The sequence below is a fragment of the Rhodococcus pyridinivorans genome (assembly GCF_900105195.1).
GTDB lineage: Bacteria > Actinomycetota > Actinomycetes > Mycobacteriales > Mycobacteriaceae > Rhodococcus > Rhodococcus pyridinivorans.
The window spans coordinates 2,662,208-2,684,011 of the sequence record NZ_FNRX01000002.1; the positions used below are offsets into that span (position 1 = coordinate 2,662,208).

General features: G+C 68.2%; 20 protein-coding genes. 11 read left to right on the forward strand and 9 right to left on the reverse strand.

The annotated features are described in order from the left end of the window. Nucleotides 1–188: 188 nt before the first annotated feature. On the forward strand, nucleotides 189–599 hold the full coding sequence (locus BLV31_RS12730) for a LuxR C-terminal-related transcriptional regulator (RefSeq protein ID WP_232238098.1): 411 nt from the start codon (nucleotides 189–191) through the stop codon (nucleotides 597–599). A gap of 3 nt (nucleotides 600–602) precedes the next feature. Here BLV31_RS12730 and BLV31_RS25220 read toward each other — a convergent pair whose 3' ends face one another. From BLV31_RS25220 to BLV31_RS12740, 3 genes are all read right to left on the reverse strand, one after another. Then, on the reverse strand, nucleotides 603–734 hold the full coding sequence (locus tag BLV31_RS25220; RefSeq protein WP_006553992.1) for a putative transporter small subunit: 132 nt from the start codon (nucleotides 732–734) through the stop codon (nucleotides 603–605). Further along, the gene (locus BLV31_RS12735; protein ID WP_019289649.1) at nucleotides 731–2,521 is read right to left on the reverse strand and encodes a sodium:solute symporter family protein; all 1,791 of its coding nucleotides are present in this window, start codon (nucleotides 2,519–2,521) and stop codon (nucleotides 731–733) included. The genes BLV31_RS25220 and BLV31_RS12735 overlap by 4 nt, the downstream gene beginning before the upstream one ends. Nucleotides 2,522–2,983: 462 nt before the next feature. After that, the gene (locus BLV31_RS12740) at nucleotides 2,984–3,502 is read right to left on the reverse strand and encodes a ribonuclease FAU-1 family protein (protein ID WP_037216870.1); all 519 of its coding nucleotides are present in this window, start codon (nucleotides 3,500–3,502) and stop codon (nucleotides 2,984–2,986) included. 69 nt (nucleotides 3,503–3,571) lie between these two features. Here BLV31_RS12740 and uvrB point away from each other — a divergent pair, with 69 nt between their 5' ends. The 3 genes from uvrB to BLV31_RS12755 all read left to right on the forward strand — a co-directional run bounded on the left by uvrB (nucleotide 3,572) and on the right by BLV31_RS12755 (nucleotide 7,258). Then, on the forward strand, nucleotides 3,572–5,731 hold the full coding sequence (gene uvrB / locus BLV31_RS12745) for an excinuclease ABC subunit UvrB (protein WP_019289647.1): 2,160 nt from the start codon (nucleotides 3,572–3,574) through the stop codon (nucleotides 5,729–5,731). Nucleotides 5,732–5,776: 45 nt separating this feature from the next. Beyond that, entirely contained in the window at nucleotides 5,777–6,649 is an 873-nt protein-coding gene (locus BLV31_RS12750; protein WP_006553988.1) for an SCO6745 family protein, read from the forward strand. 156 nt (nucleotides 6,650–6,805) lie between these two features. Next, a complete protein-coding gene (locus BLV31_RS12755; RefSeq protein WP_006553987.1) occupies nucleotides 6,806–7,258 on the forward strand; it encodes a universal stress protein in 453 nt (150 codons plus the stop codon). A 4-nt stretch (nucleotides 7,259–7,262) separates the two neighbouring features. On the opposite strand, the gene BLV31_RS24455 is transcribed toward BLV31_RS12755, so the two are convergent. From BLV31_RS24455 to BLV31_RS12775, 4 genes are all read right to left on the reverse strand, one after another. After that, complete coding sequence (locus BLV31_RS24455) at nucleotides 7,263–7,682, reverse strand: DUF732 domain-containing protein (RefSeq protein WP_037216868.1); 420 nt, start codon at nucleotides 7,680–7,682, stop codon at nucleotides 7,263–7,265. Nucleotides 7,683–7,793: 111 nt separating this feature from the next. After that, nucleotides 7,794–10,112: a HelD family protein gene (locus BLV31_RS12765; protein ID WP_006553986.1), complete on the reverse strand. Its 2,319-nt coding sequence runs from the start codon at nucleotides 10,110–10,112 to the stop codon at nucleotides 7,794–7,796. A gap of 173 nt (nucleotides 10,113–10,285) precedes the next feature. Beyond that, nucleotides 10,286–11,329, reverse strand: a complete 1,044-nt coding sequence (locus tag BLV31_RS12770) for a DoxX family protein (protein WP_174556236.1) — start codon at nucleotides 11,327–11,329, stop codon at nucleotides 10,286–10,288. A 162-nt stretch (nucleotides 11,330–11,491) separates the two neighbouring features. Then, nucleotides 11,492–13,186 carry an alkaline phosphatase D family protein gene (locus BLV31_RS12775; RefSeq protein ID WP_064060167.1) on the reverse strand — a complete coding sequence of 565 codons (1,695 nt, stop codon included), beginning with the start codon at nucleotides 13,184–13,186 and terminating at the stop codon, nucleotides 11,492–11,494. 193 nt (nucleotides 13,187–13,379) lie between these two features. Between BLV31_RS12775 and BLV31_RS12780 the strand changes: the two genes are divergently transcribed. Beyond that, the gene (locus tag BLV31_RS12780; RefSeq protein ID WP_064060168.1) at nucleotides 13,380–13,631 is read left to right on the forward strand and encodes a hypothetical protein; all 252 of its coding nucleotides are present in this window, start codon (nucleotides 13,380–13,382) and stop codon (nucleotides 13,629–13,631) included. Nucleotides 13,632–13,728: 97 nt separating this feature from the next. On the opposite strand, the gene BLV31_RS12785 is transcribed toward BLV31_RS12780, so the two are convergent. Further along, complete coding sequence (locus BLV31_RS12785; protein WP_064060169.1) at nucleotides 13,729–14,418, reverse strand: MBL fold metallo-hydrolase; 690 nt, start codon at nucleotides 14,416–14,418, stop codon at nucleotides 13,729–13,731. 131 nt (nucleotides 14,419–14,549) lie between these two features. Here BLV31_RS12785 and uvrA point away from each other — a divergent pair, with 131 nt between their 5' ends. Then, nucleotides 14,550–17,552 carry an excinuclease ABC subunit UvrA gene (gene uvrA, locus BLV31_RS12790; protein WP_064060170.1) on the forward strand — a complete coding sequence of 1,001 codons (3,003 nt, stop codon included), beginning with the start codon at nucleotides 14,550–14,552 and terminating at the stop codon, nucleotides 17,550–17,552. Between the two features lie 96 nt (nucleotides 17,553–17,648). Here the strand turns inward: uvrA and BLV31_RS12795 are convergent, their stop codons facing one another. Further along, on the reverse strand, nucleotides 17,649–18,014 hold the full coding sequence (locus BLV31_RS12795; RefSeq protein ID WP_016692782.1) for a DUF1844 domain-containing protein: 366 nt from the start codon (nucleotides 18,012–18,014) through the stop codon (nucleotides 17,649–17,651). Nucleotides 18,015–18,331: 317 nt separating this feature from the next. Between BLV31_RS12795 and infC the strand changes: the two genes are divergently transcribed. From infC to pheS, 5 genes are all read left to right on the forward strand, one after another. Continuing rightward, nucleotides 18,332–19,054, forward strand: a complete 723-nt coding sequence (gene infC / locus BLV31_RS12800) for a translation initiation factor IF-3 (RefSeq protein ID WP_033097706.1) — start codon at nucleotides 18,332–18,334, stop codon at nucleotides 19,052–19,054. A 71-nt stretch (nucleotides 19,055–19,125) separates the two neighbouring features. Further along, a complete protein-coding gene (gene rpmI, locus BLV31_RS12805) occupies nucleotides 19,126–19,320 on the forward strand; it encodes a 50S ribosomal protein L35 (protein ID WP_006553978.1) in 195 nt (64 codons plus the stop codon). Nucleotides 19,321–19,387: 67 nt separating this feature from the next. Further along, complete coding sequence (gene rplT / locus BLV31_RS12810) at nucleotides 19,388–19,768, forward strand: 50S ribosomal protein L20 (RefSeq protein ID WP_006553977.1); 381 nt, start codon at nucleotides 19,388–19,390, stop codon at nucleotides 19,766–19,768. Nucleotides 19,769–19,806: 38 nt separating this feature from the next. Beyond that, the gene (locus tag BLV31_RS12815) at nucleotides 19,807–20,619 is read left to right on the forward strand and encodes a TrmH family RNA methyltransferase (protein WP_006553976.1); all 813 of its coding nucleotides are present in this window, start codon (nucleotides 19,807–19,809) and stop codon (nucleotides 20,617–20,619) included. A gap of 83 nt (nucleotides 20,620–20,702) precedes the next feature. Beyond that, nucleotides 20,703–21,773, forward strand: a complete 1,071-nt coding sequence (gene pheS / locus BLV31_RS12820) for a phenylalanine--tRNA ligase subunit alpha (RefSeq protein WP_024101130.1) — start codon at nucleotides 20,703–20,705, stop codon at nucleotides 21,771–21,773. Nucleotides 21,774–21,804 lie beyond the last annotated feature (31 nt).

Consider the following 21,804-nt stretch of genomic DNA (forward strand, 5'->3'; position numbering starts at 1 on the left):
CAGTTCTCGCCCAAGCCTATCTCCTCGGAGCGGACGAATTTCACGTACTGGGTGGCCAAGCGCTGTGACATCGTACGAAGCGAGTCGTTCTCGGGAGCCTCGTTCTCCACCGGCCGCAGCCCGAGAGTTCGGCCACGTACCGCTCGTGGACCATCGACCGTCTCCGCGAGCGCAGCCTCGAAGTCCCGGTGCTCGTGCTCACGACCTTCGGCGACGACGAACTCGTGCTCGCGGCCCTACGTGCCGGAGCCCGGGGATATCTCCTCGAGGACGTCACGCTCGAGCAACTCGCCCGTGCGGTACGGACCCTCGAGGAGGGTGGCACGCTCGTCGCCCCCTCGATCACCGACCGGTTGCTGCGCGCGATCCGCTCCGCTCCACAGCCCGACGACACCCCGGTCGTGCAGGAGTTGACCGAACGTGAACTCGAGGTGCTGCGGTTGATGGCCGAGGGCTTCGGCAACCGCATGATCGCCGACGTGCTGTTCCTGGCCGAGGGCACCGTGAAGAACCACGTGTCGTCGATCCTGCTCGAGCTCGGCGCCCGGGACCGCACGAATGCGGTCCTCCGAGCCGTGCGGGAGGGAATCCTGCGGTGACGGTCAGATCAGATCCTCGCCGTCCCGTCGGGCCTGCAGCCACTCCTTGAAGAACCCGCGGCAGAGCGCCGCCAGCACACCGGCGACGAGTACGGGCCAGATCAGGACGTAGACGGTCAGTGCGAGCGTGCTCATCGGTTCTCCTTCTCCGGAGTGGTCGCCGCGGCGTCCGTCTCGGACGCAGGGGTTTTCGCCGAGGCAGGGACGTTCGGCGAGGCAGGGACGTTCGCCGAGGCAGGGGCGTTCGGGGAGTCAGGGTCGGTTTCGGGTGTCACGTCGTCCGCAGCCACGTCGAAGTCACCGACACGCTGCGCGATGACCTCGAAGTCGAAGTTCTCGTCGGAGTTCACGGACATCGCCCAGCACACGACCGTGCTGACCGCGTAGGCGACGAGCGAGGCGCTGAGCACGGCGTAGTCGTGGACCGAGCCGAGCGCGAAGGGCGCCACGACCCCCGCGGCGACGACACCGATGACGCGTGCGGCCCGGAGTCCGAAGAAGCCGAATGCCATCAGACCCGCGATCACGCCGACACCGACGACCGATGCGATGTCCACCGTCCAGGCGAGCACCCCGTCCATCGGGAACCACCCGAAACGCACCGGCAGGAACGCTGCCAGGGCGACGAGCACCGACGTCGTGAACGCCTTGTTGGTGACCTTGTGCCAGTAGAAGCTCGCGATGACGGGGAAGACCAGCGCACCCCAGAGCGCGCCGACGAACACGAGCAGGTCGAGGATGCTCAATCTCATGCTCGCGAACGCCACGGCGGCTGCGGTCGCGACGACCATCGTGGCGCGCCCGATGAAGAGCATCCGCTTGGGATCGGCATTGCGGGTGCCGCCGGCGATGTTCTGGCCGTAGATGTCGGCCATGACGATCGACGACAGCGCCGACAGATCGGAATCGGCCGTGGACGACAGCGCACCGATGATCATGACGAAGAACACGACGACCAGAGCCGTGGGCAGGAAGGACGCCACCATCTGCGGCACGATGTTGTTGACGTCGCCGTCCATCGGGTCGATGCCCAGGTACAGCGCGAGCACACCGAACATGCCGACGCCGATGACAGTGGCGCCGTAGCCGATCGTCGCGGTGACGAAGGTGGGCTTGATGAGATCCTCCCGCACCGCGAACAGGCGCTGCGCGATCGTCTGGTTGCCGATGGCGTACGCGAGCACGGCGGCGATGTACGGCGCGCCCTGGTTCAGGAAGGCATCGCTGGAGAAGAAGTCGCTCTGCTGGTCGGTGAGGTTCCCGGAACCACCGTCGAACGCGTCGGGGAAGCCGGTGATGAAGAAGACCGCCGGGATGATGACAACGACCGCACCGAGCATCGCCACGACCTGCATGAAGTCGGTGAGCACGGACGCTCGGAAGCCGGACCACAGGGTGTAGAGCAGCACACCGGCGGCGATGAAGACGACACCCTGGACGAAGCCGAACGGCGAGATCAGCGAGATGAGCACACCGCCGGCGATGAAGTTGGACATCAGGCTGATGAGGCTGCCGACGAGATTCGAACCGGCCAGCATGAGCTGGCTCGACCGCCCGTGCCGGGCGAACATGACCTCGGCGAGGGTGTGTGCTTTCGGGGCGACCGCGCGGATGCGCTTCCCGAAGGGGTAGATGAACAGGATCATCAACGCGCCCCACAGCCCGTAGTGGATCGGGCCGGAGATGCCGTAGGTGTATCCGGAGGTCGCCGACGCGTACAGCGAGGACGCCCAGATCCAGGTGGCGGTCATGCTGGCCGCCGACACCCCGAAACCGACCTTGTTGCCGGCGGTCATGTAGCCGTCGGCGTTCTCGTCCTTCTTCCCGATTCGGGCGGAGACGAGAAGCGTTCCGCCGTAGAAGATTACGAGCAGGGCAACGATCGTCGCGGCGCTGAACTGAACGAGCTCGGTGCCGTTCACTGCGACCTCCTTCGTGTTCGCGTCACGTCCGCGGTCGTCGGAGCGCAGTGGAACGCAGGGCGCGCTGCACGCGTCCTGTCTGTCGGTTCCGCTGCGGCGTCGGTCCGATCCACCGCCGGACGGTGGGCATGCGTCGGGCGCCCGATCGGCCACGGGCCGGCGGGCGCGGCATACCGCTCCAGCAGGGCACGCCCGGATCCGGGCGTGTGCCGACGAAGTGATCGGCGGCGTTCTCGTCGGCGCTCGTGGGCTGCACGGGCGCGCGCCGCCGGCGCGAGGGGTGTCCTCGGTCGGGTGATGTGCACGCGGAGGGGCGATCCGGGCCGGCCCCGATGGTCGCCTTCTCGGTGCACTGCTTCGCCGGCCGGGGCAGATTACCATGTCCTTTGCGGCAGTAACTTTTTCGCTCCTGCGCCCCCGCTGTCTGCGCAGGTGACGGCACCTGCGCAGCGGTGGTGCGCGTCAGCGCCAGGAGACGGGCGCGCCCCGCTCCCGCAGCCACGCGTCGAGGTCGTGGCCGTGCGCGGCGATGCCGTCCACCGCCCGCAGTGCCGTGTCGATCGCCGTCTCGGCCGCCGCCGCGTCGATCATCCCGGTGGTGACTGCGACCACCAGTTCGTCGATGTCCTCGACCGTCGTGTCGCGGCCCGTGCGGACGATCAGGTCGAGATAGTGGTCGTGGGAGTACCAGACGTCGCCGTCGCGCCGAAACTCACCGACGTCGACGTAGCGGTCCTGGTCGCGTTCGTTGCCCGGCGTGAAATGGAAGATCGAGGCCCGCAGACGCAGGTCCGGCAGCAACCACGATTCGAGATAGTGGAACTGCGGGTGGTCGGACGATCGCGCCATGTACAGCCCCCACTCCTCGACGCGGTACTCGTCGACAGCCCGCGCGAAGCCCTTGGGGTCGATGTTGGTCTTCGTGGCGACGTCGAAGATCTCGGTCTTCACGGGATGCGGGGTCGCGGACACGGGATGCACGCTAGCGTGCGAACCGCGCCGCACGCAGGACCGCGATGCGTGTCGGTGGGAGCGCTTACTCTGGATTCCATGGCGTTCGCAAGTGAGCATCCCGTCGTCGCACACTCCGAGTTCCGGCCGGTGGGTGAGATCGAGCGCACCGAGGCCCGTTTCGAGGTCGTCAGCGAGTACGAACCGGCCGGCGATCAGCCGGCCGCCATCGACGAGCTCGAGCGCCGGCTGAGGGCGGGGGAGAAGGACGTCGTCCTGCTCGGTGCCACCGGTACCGGCAAGTCCGCCACCACCGCGTGGCTCATCGAACGCGTCCAGCGACCCACCCTCGTGATGGCGCCCAACAAGACCCTGGCCGCGCAGCTCGCCAACGAGCTGCGAGACATGTTGCCCAACAACGCAGTCGAGTACTTCGTCTCGTACTACGACTACTACCAACCCGAGGCGTACATCGCGCAGACCGACACCTACATCGAGAAGGACTCGTCGATCAACGACGACGTCGAGCGGCTGCGGCACTCCGCCACCTCGTCGCTGCTGTCCCGCCGCGACGTCGTGGTGGTCGCGTCCGTCTCGTGCATCTACGGTCTCGGTACCCCGCAGTCCTATCTCGACCGGTCCATCCAGCTCGAGGTCGGTGTGGAGGTGCCGCGCGACGCGCTGCTGCGCCTGCTCGTCGACGTCCAGTACGCCCGCAACGACATGGCGTTCACCCGCGGATCGTTCCGCGTCAAGGGCGACACCGTCGACATCATCCCCGCCTACGAGGAACTCGCCGTGCGGATCGAGTTCTTCGGCGACGAGATCGACGCGCTGTACTACCTGCATCCGCTCACCGGCGACGTCGTGCGCAAGGTCGACTCCCTGCGCATCTTCCCGGCCACCCACTACGTCGCCGGTCCCGAGCGCATGGAACGCGCCGTCGCGAGCATCGAGGCCGAGCTCGAGGAGCGCCTGGCCGATCTGGAGAACCGCGGCAAGCTGCTCGAGGCGCAGCGTCTGCGCATGCGCACCCAGTACGACATCGAGATGATCCGGCAGGTCGGCTTCTGCTCCGGCATCGAGAACTACTCCCGCCACATCGACGGGCGCCCCGCCGGATCCGCGCCCGCGACGCTCATCGATTACTTCCCGGAGGACTTCCTCCTGGTCATCGACGAGTCGCACGTCACCGTGCCGCAGATCGGTGCGATGTACGAGGGCGACATGTCGCGCAAGCGCAACCTCGTCGACTTCGGTTTCCGTCTCCCGTCGGCGGTCGACAACCGGCCACTGACCTGGGAGGAGTTCGCCGCCCGCATCGGGCAGACGGTCTACCTGTCGGCCACCCCCGGCCCGTACGAGCTCGGACAGACAGGTGGCGAGTTCGTCGAGCAGGTCATCCGGCCCACCGGCCTCGTCGACCCGCAGGTCGTCGTCAAGCCCACCAAGGGGCAGATCGACGATCTCGTGCACGAGATCCGCGAACGTGCCGAGCGCGACGAACGCGTCCTCGTCACCACCCTCACCAAGAAGATGGCCGAGGACCTCACCGACTACCTGCTCGAACTCGGTATCCGGGTGCGCTATCTGCACTCCGACATCGACACCCTGCGCCGCGTCGAACTGCTGCGACAACTGCGCCTGGGCGAATACGACGTGCTCGTCGGCATCAACCTGCTCCGCGAGGGTCTCGACCTCCCCGAGGTGTCGTTGGTGGCGATCCTCGACGCCGACAAGGAAGGCTTCCTACGGTCGACGACCTCGCTGATCCAGACCATCGGCCGCGCGGCCCGCAACGTCTCGGGTGAAGTGCACATGTACGCCGACAAGATCACCGACTCGATGGCGCGGGCCATCGAGGAGACCGAACGGCGGCGCGAGAAGCAGATCGCCTACAACACCGAACACGGTCTCGATCCGAAGCCGCTGCGCAAGAAGATCGCCGACATCCTCGACCAGGTCTATCAGGAGGCCGAGGACACCGAGGCCGTCGAGGTGGGCGGCTCCGGCCGCAACGCTTCGCGTGGTCGCCGAGCCCAGGGCGAGTCCGGACGGGCCGTCAGCTCCGGTGTCGTGGAAGGTCGCGACACCTCGACGATGCCGCGCGCCGAGCTCGCCGATCTCGTGCAGCAGCTCACCGACCAGATGATGCAGGCCGCCCGCGACCTGCAGTTCGAGCTGGCCGCACGGCTTCGCGACGAGATCTCCGATCTGAAGAAGGAACTGCGCGGGATGGACGCCGCGGGTCTGAAGTAGTCGCCCGGCCCGATCGGCGCCGGCGACTCGGTAGGGTCCACTCCCATGGATCCCTCTTCCGCCGGGCGTGCTGCCCGCGCACTCGAGCTGCTGCACTCGGTCGTCTACTTCGCGCCGGACATCGCGGGTGAACTCGCCGCGCTCGGTGTCGACGGACCGGCTGCGCAGTACTTCGGTGGACGCGCGGCACCCCTGGGTGCCGTCGGCCCCGGGGTCGTGACCGCGACGTTCTGCAGCTTCTCGCCCCGCCTGGTGGCATCGGCCGTCCCGGCAGTGTGGGAGACGGCCGAGCCGGCCACGATCATCGCGGCGCGGTTGCGGGCTCTGGACGCACTCCATCGACGGGTCCTCGGGCAGGACGTACTCGGCTCCGCGGAGATGAACGAGGCGGCGGACCTCGCGGCCACCGCGGCGCGGGCGATTCCCGGCCCGGACGGTCGCCCGCTCTACGCCGCCTACGCCGACCTGCCCTGGCCCGAGGAGGCGCACCTGCGCCTGTGGCACGCCCTGACCCTGCTGCGCGAGTATCGCGGCGACGGTCATATCGCGGCCCTGCAGACGGCAGGGCTTTCGGGGCTCGATGCGCTCGTCACCCACACGGCGACCGGTATCGGGTTCGCCACTGATCCGGCCCGGAAGCTGCGGGGCTGGTCGCGGGACGAGTGGGCGGACGCCGAGAAGGGATTGCGCGGGCGCGGCCTGCTCGACAAGCGCGGCGAGCTCACCGGTGAGGGCTTCGAGGTCCGCGAACTCGTCGAGGATCTCACCGACGACCTGGCGGTCGCGCCGTGGACTGCGCTCGGTGAGGAGGGGGTGGAACGTTTGCTCGACCTCGCGTTGCCGTGGCGCGACGCCTTCGTCGACGCCGAGGTATTCCCTGCCGGCCTGTTCGGCCCGCGTTACGGTGACGCGCGGTAACATCAAACCTGATTGTGGGATGAGACCCAAACCTCCCACCCGGGCCGCCCATCCCGCTACTGTCGACGCAGCGTATGGCGGGGGAGCGTGCGTGTCCTCCGTCGACGACGGCATCGGCGACCCGCGTCGATGGACCACACACTCGATGGAGGATGAATGAGCGCCTACCGGACCATAGTCGTCGGAACCGATGGTTCCGAATCGTCGTATCGGGCCGTGGAGAAGGCAGCTGCTCTGGCCGGCGACGCGGGCGCCCAACTGGTGATCGCCTGCGCCTACTACCCGGCCGACCCCAAGGACACCGCACAGGCCGCCGACGCGCTGCGCGACGAGGCGTACCAGGTCACCGGCTCGGCACCGACCTACGAGATCCTGCGCACCGCACGGGAGAAGGCAACCGTCGCCGGCGCCCGCAAGATCACCGAGCGGCCCATCGTCGGTGCACCTGTCGAATCGCTCCTCACGCTCGTCGAGGAGGTCGAAGCCGATCTCATCGTCATCGGCAATCGCGGCCTCAACACGCTGACCGGGCGGCTGCTCGGCTCCGTCCCCTCGGACGTCGCCCGCAAGGCCCTGTGCGACGTGCTGGTAGTGCACACGGTCCGCTGACGGATCAGCAGTACTCCTCGCGGGCGGTTTCGAGATAGCGCGCGGCGGCGTCGTCCGCCGACATGCGCGAACCCGAGGCGCCCGCGGCGTAGGCGGCGATCGGCCGGAGCGTGACGAGGACGTCGTGCTCCGGCACGCCCGCGCGCAACTGGTCGCACACCCCTCGCACCACCGCAAGCACCGTGTCGTCCGTGACGTCGGCGACCAGACCGGACGCCTCCAGTGCCTCCTTCACCCGCAGAAAACGCGCGTCGGGCGGCGTCGACGAGGTAGGGGATACCGACGTCGTGGACGTCGCGGCCTGCGCCTCGTCCTGGGTCGGCGTGACCGATCCGCACGCGGCGGAGACGAAGAACCCGCTCAGCGCCGCGATCGCAGCGCACCCCGCTCGACGTATCCGGTGGTGCGCTGCCCGATAGGCCACGTGTTCGTTCCCTCCGCGGATGATCCGTCCCATCTCCTTGCCCCGAAGGACGGTACCGTCCGGTGGCCGGTCCCGGGGTCCGCTCGGCGGTGTCGGCCGAACCGTGTCGGTTCAGCAGCGTGTCGGTCCGGCGATACCGGCCAGCACCTCCGGCAACGCCTCCGAGTGGACCACCCCGAGACGCTGGGTGGCGCGGGTCAATGCCACGTACAGGTCGTTCATCCCGCGTGAGGAATCGGTGAGAATCTCCGCAGGTTCGACGAGCAGCACCGCGTCGAACTCGAGTCCCTTGACCTCCTTGACGGTCGCGACCGTGACCGACTCGGACGCGAGGTGCTCCCACGCACCCACGAGTCGCGCCGGGGCGAGCACGGCAGTCGTACCCGGGCCGGTCTCCGCCTCGAGAGCTGCCTGCACGGTGGCGAGCACCGCGTCCGCCTCGACGTGCTGCGACCACGGCTCGAAACCGGACTCGCGCACCGACTGCGGCGGCACCTGGTCGGGATCGATCTCCGCGAGCACCGCGTGCGCGATCCGCATGATCTCCGCCGGCGTGCGGTAGTTGACCGTCAGTTCGGTCTTCTTCCACCGGTTCGCGACATACGGTTCGAGAATCTGCTGCCACGACTCGGTTCCCGCCGGATCCCCGGTCTGCGCGGTGTCGCCCACCAGGGTCATCCAGCGATTCGGGATGCGGCGCATGATCGTTCGCCACGCCATCGCCGACAACTCCTGTGCCTCGTCGACGATCACATGACCGTACGTCCAGGTGCGATCGCCGGCCGCCCGCTCCGCCGTGGTCTCGTGACGACGGTGGTTCTGCCGTTCGGCGAGCTGGGTGGCGTCGATCAGGTCGTACGCCATGAGCAGTTCGGGATCGAGGTCGTCCTCGAGATCCTGCGGTGCCGAACCGGTGAGGATGTCGAGTGCGCCCTGCGCGTCGGCGATCTGCTTGCGCCAGCGCCGCTTCGCGCGTTCGCGTTCGGCGGCGTCGTCCACCCCGAGCAGTTCGGCGAGCTCGTCGAGCAGTGGAGCGTCGGCGGCGCTGAAGTGTCCCGATGCATCGGGACGGTGCAGCGCATCGATCTGCTCGTCGGTCAGGGCCGGAGCCGCCGACGCGATCCGGTCGCGGGAGGCCAGCAGATCCGAGAGCACCTGCTGCGGGGACAGTTCCGGCCACAGCGCGTCGATCGCACCGACGATGTCGGGATCCGAACGCATCTCGGACCGGATGTCGTGGATGTCCTCCCGGCTCAACAGGTTCGCGCCACCGAGCGGGTTCGATCCGATGATCCCGGCCAACTGGTCGGCGAGGGCATCGATCACACCGTTCACGAAGATCGGCCGGGCCAGGTTGTGCGGCCGACGGGACGACCGGGCGCGACCCCGCGCACGGGTCACGATCGTGCGGTCGAGGGTGAGCGCGTAGGTGTCGAAACTCAGCTGCACGGGGGATCGGGGCACCTCCTGCCGGTCGCGGACCGCCTTCTCGAGCACCTTCACCATGTCCAGGGAGCCCTTCAGTTCGCCGGCCATCGGATCGTCCTCGATCGTCGGCGTGACCCCCGGATACAGATCCCCGACCGTCGACAGCAGCACGCCGGTCTCACCGAGCGAGGGCAGCACCTGACCGATGTAGTCGAGGAAGCGGCTGTTCGGACCCACGATCAGCACGCCGCTCTTGGCCAGTTGCTTGCGGTAGGTGTAGAGCAGGTAGGCCGCGCGGTGCAGCGCGACCGCGGTCTTGCCGGTGCCCGGACCGCCCTGGACGACGAGCACACTGCGATGCTCGGACCGGATGACCGCGTCCTGCTCGGCCTGGATCGTCGCCACGATGTCGTGCATCTGCCCGGTACGCGCGGCGTTCAGAGCGGCGAGCAGCGCCGATTCTCCGGCCACGCCACCGGCCGGTGGGGTGTCGGCGTGCTCGAGCGCGGCGTCGAGGTCGAGGTACTCGTCGTGCAGTGCGGTGACGGAGCGGCCGCGGCTGCGGATGTGGCGGCGCAGCACGACACCGTCCGGAGCGGCGGGGGTCGCGAGGTAGAACGGGCGGGCCTGGGGTGCGCGCCAGTCGAGCAGCAGCGACTCGTAGTCGTTGTCCTCGTCGAGGATGCCGAGGCGGCCGATGTAGCGGGTCTCCGCGCCGTCCTCCGTCACGGGGCCGGAGGTGTCCGTCCCGTCGTCCCGCACATCGATGCGGCCGAAGCACAAGCCGTGCTCGGCGGCGTCGTACTTCGCGATGTCCTCGGTGTACATGTGGGTGTACGACTCGCGTTCGCTGCGCGCCTGCGGGGTGCCTCCGGTCTCGCGCAGCACGCGGGCCAGCCGGGTCTTCGCGTAGTCGCGCAGACCGTCGAGATGCGTGTAGAGCATCGCCACGTAGGCCTGCTCGCGATCGAGCTCCGGATGGGACGCGCCATCAACCGGCACAGGGACTCCTCGGGGATAGACAGGACGAGATCGCTCGCCGCCGCAGGGGTGACGCGTCGACGAAAGTGCCCGAGAAGTCTAGTCGCCGCAGGAGGAAAACGGGCAGAAAGCCTGATCACAGCAGTGCGGGCGTGCGATGCCCACACACGCCCGCACCACGGTGCCGTACCGGACTACTTCTTCTTCTCGATGCTCTTCTCGAGCGCCTTCAGGTTCTTCGCGAGCTTCTTCTCCGCCTTCGTGCCCTGCTTGCGCGCGGCCTCGGCACGCAGACGGGCCTTCTCCGCGGCGACGTGAGCCCGAGCGTTCAGGGTCGCGGACTGCTCCTCGGCGAGCTTCGCCCATTCCGAGCTGCGATCGACCGTGGTGTCCCACAGCTTCGAGCCACGCTTGCGGGCGACGTCGGCGAGCTCAGGGGTGCGCTCGCGCGCCAGCCCGAGCAGTTCGGTGCCGCGTTCACGGGCGCCCTCGGCGAGTTCGGGGGCGCGCTCACGCGCGACACCGAGGATCTCGGCGCTGCGATCGCGCGCCCGTTCGGTCAGCACCGGGCCGCGGTCGCGGGCGACCTCGAGCAGTCCGCTGCTCCGCTCGCGTGCGGCCTCTGCGAGTTCGGGTGCACGTTCCTTGGCGATCTCGAGGATGTGTCCACCCTGCTCGCCGGCTTCCTCCGTCAGCGTCTTGACCCGCTCGGCGACGGTGTGCAGCGTTTCGGCCGTGTGACCGTCCGAGGAATGGCCCGGCAGTGCAGCGGCCACCGACTTCTGCGCGGCACGCGCGGCGCGACGGCTCCGCCAGCCCAGCGACGGCTTGCCCTCGGTGTCCACGGCGGCGATGAGCAGACCGCCGATCAGGCTCACGTTCTTGATGAGCTGGGTGCGCTGCTGGGCGCGGGCCTCGGGGTCCTCGACGTTCCAGAAGTCATGGCCCGCGACGGTCGTCGGCACGAGGCTGCCGATCAGCGCGAGAGCGGACAGACGAGGTGCTTTCCCGAGTGCGAACAGGGTCCCGGCGCCGATCTGCACTGCGGCGTTGATCTGGACGAGAGTCTCGGGATTGCTGGGAAGCCGGTCGGTGATCGACGCCGGCAAGGCGTTCACAGCCTGATCGAGCCCGGGCTGCGCGGCACCTGCTTTCGGCTCGGGCTTCCGCAGGGCGTCGATACCCCCGGCGATGAAGATGGACGCGAGCATGGGCCGCGCAATTCTCCGGACGAGCATGTGGTTCCTCCCGTGGTCGGCTGTGTTTCCAAACCCTGACACAGGTACCCCAAGCGTCACGGGAATATGCACGAAGCAGGGCCGAAGGGTACGAAACGATATTTCGGGCCATACGGAAACTCGAAAAAACCCGAATTTCGTCGTCGACGAGCGCCCCCGACATCACCTCGACGGCCGACTCGCCGCGCGGGACGTCGGAATCTCAGGCGGCCGATCCTCAGTAGTGAGCGGCAGATCCGTGACGGTCTCGAACAGGTGCGGACCCGAGGCGGTGTCGACGCTGCGCTCGATGGTCAGGTGCGCGACGCGTCCTCGCGTCCGCAGGGTGGCGATCTGGTTCCCGAAGCTCGGACCTGCCATCTTCGACCACGAGAACGACGTCTCGGGAACGGTCGTCACCGGACCGAGCAGCAACCGCACGACGCGCTCCGCCTTGCGTCCCCATGCGGCGCGGAAGGCGACCCGGACAGCTGCGGGGACGTGGTTGTGCAGGGGCGAACAAGTCAGTTGGTACACCGTGCCGGCGGTCGGCGTCGCGAATCGGACGCGGGCGGCGTAGGCATGGTGCACGTCGCCCGAAAGGACACAGATTGTCGCGGGCGCGCAGCCGGACGTTTCGGCGCGACGCCCGGCAGCGACATCCAGCAACAAACGGGCGAGTCGCTCGAACGAATCGCGGAAGGCCGCCCAGTGTTCGAGATCGGCGGCGCGCCGGAGCTTCTCGGCCCACCGCGCCCATCGGTCACCGCGCACACCGGACGCGAGCTTCTCGTCCCACGCCTCGAGGTCGTGCATCGTGCGGGGGAGGAGCCACGGCAGCGACGTGCCGATCAGGAGGTGGTCGTAGTCGCCGTCGGTCTGCTCCTCGATCCAGTCGAACTCCGGATCGGACACCATGTCGCGCCGGTCGGGCGCGAGCACCCGCCCGCACCGCGAATCGATCACCAGCAGACGCACCGGTCCGAAATCGCGGCGATACGACCATCGCACTCCCGGACTGCCGTCGGCTTCCTCGTCGGCGCCGGACGCGAACGCACGCAAGATCGGTTCGGCGTCCCCGGCACAGTTCCGCACCCGGTCGTAGAGCGGGTCCTCGTCCAGCTCCGAGGGAGCGAGGTTACCGAGATGCTGATAGATCCAGTACGACGCCAACGCCCCGACGATGCGTTCCTCCCACCACGCGGAGGCCTCCATCTCCCTGCGCCACGAATAGGAGGTGTTCCAGTCGTCGTGCACGTCGTGATCGTCGAAGATCATCGAGGTCGGCACGTTCGACAACAGCCATCGGACGTTGTCCTCGGACCACGACCGGCTGTACAGCCAGGTGTACTCCTCGAAGTCGCGTACCTGGGCTCCGGGCGGTTCCGACAGATCGTGACGCTCACCGACCCGTCGCTTCATCTCCTCCGACAGCTCGTCGGCGTAGACCTGATCTCCCAGCAGCAACAGCGCGTCGGGCCATTCGTCGACCGGTAGGGAACGCATGCGCTGCGCGTAGGCGACGAGAGCGTCCTTTCCGAGGACGGCTGTCGGTTCCGCGCTCTCCGAGGCCACCCGGCACGACCCGAAGGCGAGCACTAAATCCTCGGGGTCGTCTTCCGCGGTCCTGATCAGCGGCGATGCAACACCGACGGGTGGCCACACGACCCGGCCGTCGAGATCCACCTCGTAGGGCGTCACCGATCCGGGTTCGAGGTCTCGGACGGTGACGAGCGCGTAATGGTGCCCCGCGACGGTCCACGTGTGTTCGGAACTGCCGAGCACATGCACCGTGCACGGCTCGGACGTCTCCACCCAGATCGTGGCGTCCGTATCGCCGATGTGCCTGAGCACCGGCCCCAGTACGAGATCCGCCACAGTGTCAGGCCTCCGTGCTCGTGCGAGCTCGTCCGGTTTTCGAGCGTACTCGCGGCAGTGGAGCACAGGAGGATTCCGGCGAACTCCGATCCTCGTTCGGCCTCCGCGCCTCTGCGACGGGGCGCACGCTGGAACGGACGCAGCACAAGCGGCCCGCTCGGGTCGTTGCCGCGTGCTGGAAGGGGGCCCGGACATGACCGACGCGGAGAATCCGACCCGCTGGGATCGGCTCGACGACGAAGAGAAACGGCAGGCGAGGGAGAAGGCCGAGGAGATCGACCACATGTACGAACCGGGAGCGCGGCCGACCACGGTCGTGCCGGGCACGAACGGGATGGTCTCGGGAACGGCCTTCGCGGATATGGCGGGCGAGCGCTCGAGGGACGAGCCCGCCGGAGCGGGCAAGGGCGAAGGGTCGGCCGACAGGGACGGTGCCCCCGACTAGACGTCGTGCGAGCACGCTCGGGTGTCACAGATCCGGCCGTCGCAGGCTAGGCCTCGTACCGAGTGCCGTCCGGCCCGAGGCGGACCGGGACGGACCGTCACCAGCCCCGCTCGCGCCACTCGCCGAGATGCGGACGTTCGGCTCCGAGGGTCGAGTCCTTGCCGTGTCCGGGGTAGAAGATCGTCTCGTCGTCGAAGCGGTCGAAGATCTTGGACTCGACGTCGCCGAGGAGCGATCGGAAGGCGTCGTCGTTCGGGGTCTTGCCGACGCCGCCGGGGAACAGTGAATCGCCGGTGAAGATGTGCGTACGACCCGTGCCCCGTTCCGTGAGGACCAACGCAACCGACCCCGGAGTGTGTCCTGAGAGGTGGATCACCTCGAGATTCAGCTCACCGATCTGCACGGTGTCGCCCTCGGCCAGGATCCGGTCGGGCGTCACCGGCAGGGGATCGGCGTCGAGTTCGTGTGCGGCGGTAGGCACACCGGTCTCCGCGGCGACCCGCTCGAGACCCTGCCAGTGATCCCAGTGCTGATGGGTGGTGACGATGAGCTCGAGCTCCGGCGCGTTGTCGCGGAGGAACTGCACGAGACGGTCGGGTTCGTTTGCGGCGTCGATGAAGACGGACTTGCCGGTGGCGTCGTCGGTGACGAGATAGGTGTTGTTGTTCATCTCGCCGACGGCAAGTTTGACGATGCTCGCTCCGGGAATCCTTCGGCGTTGCGCGGGTCCGCCGGGAGTGACGTCGCCGGTGTAGGTGTCTTCGATGATCACGGGCTGCTGCGTCATGCAGCTAAACCTACCTTCGGGTGCGCGCGTGAGCCTGAGGCGCGCGGTTGTTCGTCACGGAAACGTGTCGGTACCCGCGCCTACCATGGCTGAGGGCCGAATTCCGGCCTTGTCTACAGGAAGGATGTGGCGTGGCAGACCGCCTGATCGTGCGTGGAGCCCGGGAACACAACCTGCGTGGTGTCGACCTGGACCTGCCGCGCGACAGTCTGATCGTGTTCACCGGGCTGTCGGGTTCGGGCAAGTCGAGCCTCGCGTTCGACACCATCTTCGCCGAGGGGCAGCGGCGCTACGTCGAGTCGTTGTCGGCCTACGCCCGCCAGTTCCTCGGTCAGATGGACAAGCCGGACGTCGACTTCATCGAGGGCCTGTCGCCTGCGGTGTCGATCGACCAGAAGTCCACCAACCGCAACCCGCGGTCCACCGTGGGCACCATCACCGAGGTCTACGACTACCTGCGTCTGCTGTACGCCCGGGCCGGCACTCCGCACTGCCCGGTCTGTGGCGAGCAGATCTCCCGGCAGACGCCGCAGCAGATCGTCGACCAGGTGCTGGAGATGGAGGCCGGGGCCCGTTTCCAGGTCCTCGCGCCCGTCGTGCGCACCCGGAAGGGCGAGTTCGTCGACCTCTTCGAGCAGCTGACCGTCCAGGGCTACTCCCGCGTGCGTGTCGACGGGGTCGTCCACCCGCTGTCCGATCCGCCGAAGCTGAAGAAGCAAGAGAAGCACGACATCGAGGTCGTCGTCGACCGCCTCGCCGTCAAGCCCAGCGCGCAGCAGCGACTCACCGACTCCATCGAGACCGCGCTGCGGCTCGCCGAGGGTGTCGTCGTGCTCGACTTCGTCGATCGTGAGGAGGATGCCCCCGATCGCGAGCGTCGGTTCTCCGAGAACCTGGCGTGCCCGAACGCGCACCCGCTGTCGATCGACGAACTCGAGCCGCGGTCGTTCTCCTTCAACTCGCCCTACGGTGCGTGCCCCGAGTGTGCGGGTCTCGGTGTGCGCAAGGAGGTCGATCCCGATCTCGTCGTGCCCGACCCGGATCTGAGCCTGGCCGACGGCGCGATCGCGCCCTGGTCGATGGGCCAGAGCGCCGAATACTTCGGCCGACTGCTGTCCGGCCTGGCCGACGCCCTCGAATTCGACATCGACACCCCGTGGCGGAAACTGCCCGTCAAGGTGCGCAAGGCCGTGCTGGAGGGCAGCACCGAGCAGGTGCACGTGCGCTACAAGAACCGCTACGGCCGCGTCCGTTCGTACTACGCCGAGTTCGAGGGCGTCATGCCGTTCCTGCACCGCCGTCTCGAGCAGTCCGAGTCCGAGCAGGCGAAGGAACGTTACGAGGGCTACATGCGGGAGATCCCGTGCCCGGCCTGCGCCGGTGCCCGCCTTCGTCCCGAGATTCTGGCCGTGACGGTCAGCGCGGGCGACTTCGGTGCGATGTCCATTGCCGAGGTGAGCGACCTGTCGATCGCCGAGTGCGCACGCTTCCTCGACGGTCTCGTCCTCGGCGCCCGCGAGGCCGCCATCGCTGGGCAGGTCCTCAAGGAGATCCAGGCCCGGCTCGGCTTCCTGCTCGACGTCGGACTCGACTACCTCACCCTCTCGCGCGCCGCGGGCACCCTCTCCGGTGGTGAGGCACAGCGCATCCGTCTCGCCACGCAGATCGGATCCGGTCTCGTCGGCGTTCTGTACGTGCTCGACGAGCCGTCGATCGGTCTGCATCAGCGCGACAACCGTCGTCTCATCGACACCCTCACGCGACTGCGCGATCTGGGCAACACGCTCATCGTCGTCGAGCACGACGAGGACACCGTCCGTGCCTCCGACTGGGTCGTCGACATCGGACCGCGCGCGGGCGAGCACGGCGGGACGGTCGTCCACAGCGGCACTTACAAGGAGCTGCTCGACAACCCGGAATCGCTCACCGGCGCCTATCTGTCCGGACGCGAGGAGATCGAGATCCCCGCGCTCCGGCGGCCGATCGACAAGGGCCGGCAGGTCACCGTCGTCGGCGCCCGCGAGAACAATCTGCGCGAGATCGACGTGGCGTTCCCACTCGGCGTCCTCACGTGCGTCACCGGTGTCTCCGGCTCCGGGAAGTCGACACTCGTCAACGACATTCTCGCGACGGTGATGGCCAACAAGCTCAACGGCGCGCGGCAGGTTCCCGGACGGCACACCCGCATCAACGGACTCGACCAGCTCGACAAGCTCGTGCAGGTCGACCAGTCGCCGATCGGCCGCACCCCGCGCTCGAACCCCGCGACCTACACGGGTGTATTCGACAAGATCCGCAGCCTGTTCGCCTCCACCACCGAGGCGAAGGTGCGCGGCTACCAGCCGGGTCGGTTCTCGTTCAACGTCAAGGGCGGGCGGTGCGAGGCGTGCTCGGGCGACGGCACGTTGAAGATCGAGATGAACTTCCTGCCCGACGTGTACGTGCCGTGCGAGGTGTGCCACGGCGCCCGCTACAACCGCGAAACGCTCGAGGTGCATTACAAGGGCAAGACCATCGCCGAGGTGCTCGACATGTCGATCGAGGAGGCGGCGGAGTTCTTCCGGCCGGTCACCTCCATCCACCGCTACCTCAACACGCTGGCGGAGGTCGGTCTCGGTTACGTGCGCCTGGGCCAGCCGGCGACGACCCTGTCCGGCGGTGAGGCGCAGCGCGTCAAGCTCGCCGCCGAACTGCAGAAGCGTTCCAACGGGCGCACCGCGTACATCCTCGACGAGCCCACCACGGGCCTGCACTTCGAGGACATCCGCAAGCTGCTCGGGGTCATCAACGGTCTGGTCGACAAGGGCAACACCGTGATCGTCATCGAGCACAACCTCGATGTCATCAAGACCGCCGACTGGATCATCGACATGGGTCCCGAGGGCGGTTCCGGTGGCGGCACGGTGGTCGCGGAGGGCACTCCGGAAGAGGTGGTCACGGTGGAGGAGAGCTACACCGGACGCTTCCTTGCGGAGATCCTCGACGGGCGGATCACTGCACCTGCTTCCGCGCCGGTACGCAAGCGCGCGACGAAGGCGACGAAGGCGACCAAGGCGACCGCGACCAAGACTGCCGCTACGAAGTCGGCCACGAAGGCGAAGACCGCCAAGAAGAAGGTGGCGGCCGCGAGCTGACGAATCGAGCCGCCCGCCTCGGAAGAGGCGGGCGGCTCGATCTCGTGGCTCGTGAAGCAGCCGGGGAGCGTGAAGTGGGCGGGACTCCGGTTCGGCTCAGTAGACCGGGCCGGTGTACTTCTCGCCCGGGCCCTTGCCGGGCTCGTCGGGCACCGCCGACGCCTCGCGGAAGGCGCGCTGCAGTGCCTGCAGTCCTTCGCGCAGCGGGCCGGCGTGCGGACCGAGATATTCCACCGACGAGGTGATCAGGCCGGCGAGTGCGGTAATCACGCGGCGGGCCTCGTCGAGGTCACGTCGCGCGCTGCTGTCGGGATCCTCGTCAGCGAGACCGAGCTTCTCGGCAGCCGAACTCATGAGCATCACGGCTGCGCGGCTGATCACCTCGACGGCCGGGATGTCGGCGAGTTCGCGCACATCCTCCGCCGCAGCGTCCTGATCGGGGGTCTCGGGAGCATCCGTCATAGCGTCGAGCATAGGGTCGCGCCGCTCGGCGCCGACCGTGCGGGTGCGGCGCCGACGCGCCGATTCGTCGTCGACGTGGCTTTTTGTTAGACTTGATCCCACGACCGCCCGCGGTGATCCTCCGTGGGCAGCAAAGTGGAGTCCGACTCCCACCTCTGGCGGCACATCGATGCAGCTGAGAGGTCCGGTCCTCCGGGTGTAGAAGCCCGGATGTCCGCCCTGCATCGGGCGGTGCGGATCACGCAGCGTGAGCTGGGTGCCGTCGACCGGTCGGTATCGGACCCCGCGTGGAGCCTCGGCACCACAGCGGGGTCTTCTTGTCGAGGAGTAGGGCCACGTGCTGCGGTGCGGTCAAACCGACCACACCGCTCTACCTAGGAGGCCCCATCAGCGCTGAGACCCGCATCAACGAACGCATCCGAGTTCCCGAAGTCCGGCTCGTCGGACCCGGCGGTGAACAGGTCGGAATCGTGCGTGTTGAAGATGCCCTCCGCCTGGCAATCGAAGCCGACCTCGACCTTGTCGAGGTGGCGCCCGACGCCCGGCCGCCGGTCTGCAAAATCATGGACTACGGCAAGTTCAAGTACGAAGCCGCGCAGAAGGCGCGCGAATCGCGCAAGAACCAGCAGCAGACCGTGATCAAGGAGCAGAAGCTCCGTCCGAAGATCGACGACCACGATTACGAGACCAAGAAGCGCAACGTCGTGCGCTTCCTCGAGGCCGGTTCGAAGGTCAAGGTCACGATCATGTTCCGCGGCCGCGAGCAGTCGCGCCCCGAACTCGGATACCGATTGCTGCAGCGCCTCGGCGCCGATGTCGCCGACCTCGGCTTCATCGAGACCAGTCCGAAGCAGGACGGCCGGAACATGACCATGGTGCTGGCCCCGCACAAGGGTGCGAAGACCCGTGCGAAGGCTCAGGAAGCCGCGCAGGCCGCACCGGCGCAGGCCGCACCGCGCCCGGCAGCCTCCGCTGCCCCGACCACGGAGTCCGCGCCATCCGCGCCGGCTCCCGGGACGGGCGACGCCCCGAGCAACTAGCCCGCTCAGGCAGCACATCCGGTGCTGTCCGTGAGCACCGATGTACGCACACGACAAGAACTGAGGACTCCATGCCCAAGTCGAAGACCCACAGCGGCACCGCGAAGCGATTCAAGGTGTCCGGTAGCGGAAAGGTCCTGCGCCAGAAGGCGGGTCGCCGCCACCTGCTCGAGCACAAGTCCTCGCGGGTGACGCGTCGCCTCGACGGCAAGGCCGTCGTCGCCGATGCCGACGCTCCGCGCGTCAAGCGCATGCTCGGGCTCTGAGCCTCTCCGACCGATCCATCCGGGGACACCTCGTTCGTCCCCCGAACTCTGACAGGACACATAACCAGTGGCACGCGTGAAGAGGGCCGTCAACGCCCAGAAGAAGCGTCGTTCGATTCTCGAGGCCTCGAAGGGCTACCGCGGACAGCGCTCGCGTCTGTACCGCAAGGCCAAGGAGCAGCAGCTTCACTCGCTGACCTACGCCTACCGCGACCGTCGCGCCCGCAAGGGTGATTTCCGCAAGCTGTGGATCAGCCGCATCAATGCTGCTGCCCGCGCCAACGACATCACCTACAACCGCTTCATCCAGGGCCTTAAGGCCGCCGGTGTCGAGGTGGACCGCAAGATCCTCGCCGAGCTCGCCGTCTCCGACGCCGAAGCCTTCGCCGGCCTCGTGGCCGTCGCCAAGGCTGCCCTTCCGGCCGACGTCAACGCTCCGGCTGCCTGAGTGCTGCCCTGAGCTACGACAACATCCAGGAACGACCCGTGGACACGCTCACCGAGCGCACACCACGGGTCGTTTCTGCTGTGAAACTGCTCCGGACCGCCGAGCGTCGCAAGACCGGGCGGTTCCTCGCCGAGGGTGAGAACTCCGTCACCGAGGCGCTCGCCGCTGCACGCGTGCACGAACTATTCGTCACCGAGGCGGCCGCCGGCCGGTACGCGACGGTCGTCGACGAAGCACGCCACAAGGGTGTGCGCGTGGGGATCGTCACCGAGCGGGCCGCCGCCCGGCTGTCCGACACCGTCACCCCGCCCGGCCTCGTCGCCGTGTGCGACACCCTCGACGTGCCGCTCGCCGAAGCGGTGACCCCGCGGTCGCGGCTGCTGGCCGTGCCCGTCGCGGTCGCCGAACCCGGCAACGCCGGCACCCTCATCCGCGTCTCCGACGCCGTCGGCGCCGACGCCGTGGTCCTCGCCGGCGACAGCGTCGACCCGCACAACGGCAAGTGCGTGCGCTCCTCGGCCGGCAGCATCTTCCACCTGCCGGTCGCGCGCGAACGCGACACCGACCGGGTACTGGCCACGCTCGCCGAGGCCGGCGTGCAGATCCTCGCGACGGCCGCCGACGGGGAGATCGACCTCGACGACGCCGACGAGTTGCTCGCCGCGCCCACCGCGTGGCTGTTCGGCAACGAGGCCCACGGACTCGATCCGCAGGTCGCCGCCCGCGCCGACCACCGCGTCCGCATCCCCATCCGCGGACGCGCCGAATCGCTCAACCTCGCCACCGCCGCCTCGATCTGCCTGTATGCGAGCGCGCGGGTACAACATCGGGCCGCTCGGCCCATCACATAGGATTTCCCGGGTGCGCCGCGGCCTCCGGCCCGGACCGCACCACCGAGATCACCCGTTCGTCCGAAGAAGGAGATGCACCGGTCGTGGCCAAGAAAGAGGGCGGGACCCCGCCGGCAGTCGATCCGAGCGCCCTGACCGAGGACGCGCTCACCGCCGCCGAGAAGTCCGCGATCGACGCGTTCGCCGCTGCGACCGACCTCGACGAACTCGCCCAGGCGAAGATCGACCACCTCGGCGACAAGGCGCCCATCTCCCTCGCCAAGCGCGCCCTCGGCTCGCTGCCCGGCAACGAGCGCGCCGACGCCGGCAAGCGGGTCAACGCCCACCGCACCACCGTGCAGGCCGCCTTCGACGACCGCAAGGCCGTGCTGCAGGCCGAACGCGACGCCGCGGTCCTCGTCGCCGAAGCCGTCGACGTCACCCTTCCCGCGACCCGCCGCGCGCTCGGCGCCCGCCACCCGATCTCGATCATCTCCGACGAGGTCGCCGACGTCTTCGTCGCGATGGGCTGGGAGGTCGCCGAAGGCCCCGAGGTCGAGACCGAGCATTTCAACTTCGACGCCCTGAACTTTCTGCCCGACCATCCGGCGCGCACGATGCAGGACACCTTCCACATCGCCCCGGAGGGTTCGCGGCAGGTGCTGCGCACCCACACCTCGCCCGTGCAGGTCCGCACCATGCTGCACCGCGACATCCCGATCTACGTCGTGTGCCCCGGCCGCACCTTCCGCACCGACGAACTCGACGCCACCCACACCCCGGTCTTCTCGCAGGTCGAGGGTCTCGCCGTCGACAAGGGCCTGACCATGGCGCACCTGCGCGGCACCCTCGACGCGTTCGCGCGGGCGCTGTTCGGGCCGGAGACCCGCACCCGGATGCGCCCGAACTACTTCCCGTTCACCGAACCGTCCGCCGAGGTGGACGTGTGGTTCCCGAACAAGAAGGGCGGCGCCGGCTGGGTCGAGTGGGGCGGCTGCGGCATGGTCAACCCCAATGTGCTCCGGGCCTCGGGCATCGACCCCGACGTGTACACCGGGTTCGCGTTCGGAATGGGCCTCGAACGCACCCTGCAGTTCCGCAACGGCATCCCCGACATGCGCGACATCGTCGAGGGCGACGTGCGCTTCACCCTGCCGTTCGGCGTGCAGGGCTGACAGCCCGCTCCCGACACCGACTCCACCGACC

Bases quoted from the DNA above. Each gene is read 5' to 3' on its own strand.
- uvrB (WP_019289647.1), top strand. From the start codon at position 3,572: ATGGCGTTCGCAAGTGAGCATCCCGTCGTCGCACACTCCGAGTTCCGG.
- rpmI (WP_006553978.1), top strand. From the start codon at position 19,126: ATGCCCAAGTCGAAGACCCACAGCGGCACCGCGAAGCGATTCAAGGTG.
- BLV31_RS12780 (WP_064060168.1), top strand. From the start codon at position 13,380: ATGACCGACGCGGAGAATCCGACCCGCTGGGATCGGCTCGACGACGAA.
- BLV31_RS12785 (WP_064060169.1), bottom strand. From the start codon at position 14,418: ATGACGCAGCAGCCCGTGATCATCGAAGACACCTACACCGGCGACGTC.
- BLV31_RS25220 (WP_006553992.1), bottom strand. From the start codon at position 734: ATGAGCACGCTCGCACTGACCGTCTACGTCCTGATCTGGCCCGTACTC.
- BLV31_RS12755 (WP_006553987.1), top strand. From the start codon at position 6,806: ATGAGCGCCTACCGGACCATAGTCGTCGGAACCGATGGTTCCGAATCG.
- BLV31_RS12750 (WP_006553988.1), top strand. From the start codon at position 5,777: ATGGATCCCTCTTCCGCCGGGCGTGCTGCCCGCGCACTCGAGCTGCTG.
- BLV31_RS12770 (WP_174556236.1), bottom strand. From the start codon at position 11,329: ATGCTCGTCCGGAGAATTGCGCGGCCCATGCTCGCGTCCATCTTCATC.
- BLV31_RS12795 (WP_016692782.1), bottom strand. From the start codon at position 18,014: ATGACGGATGCTCCCGAGACCCCCGATCAGGACGCTGCGGCGGAGGAT.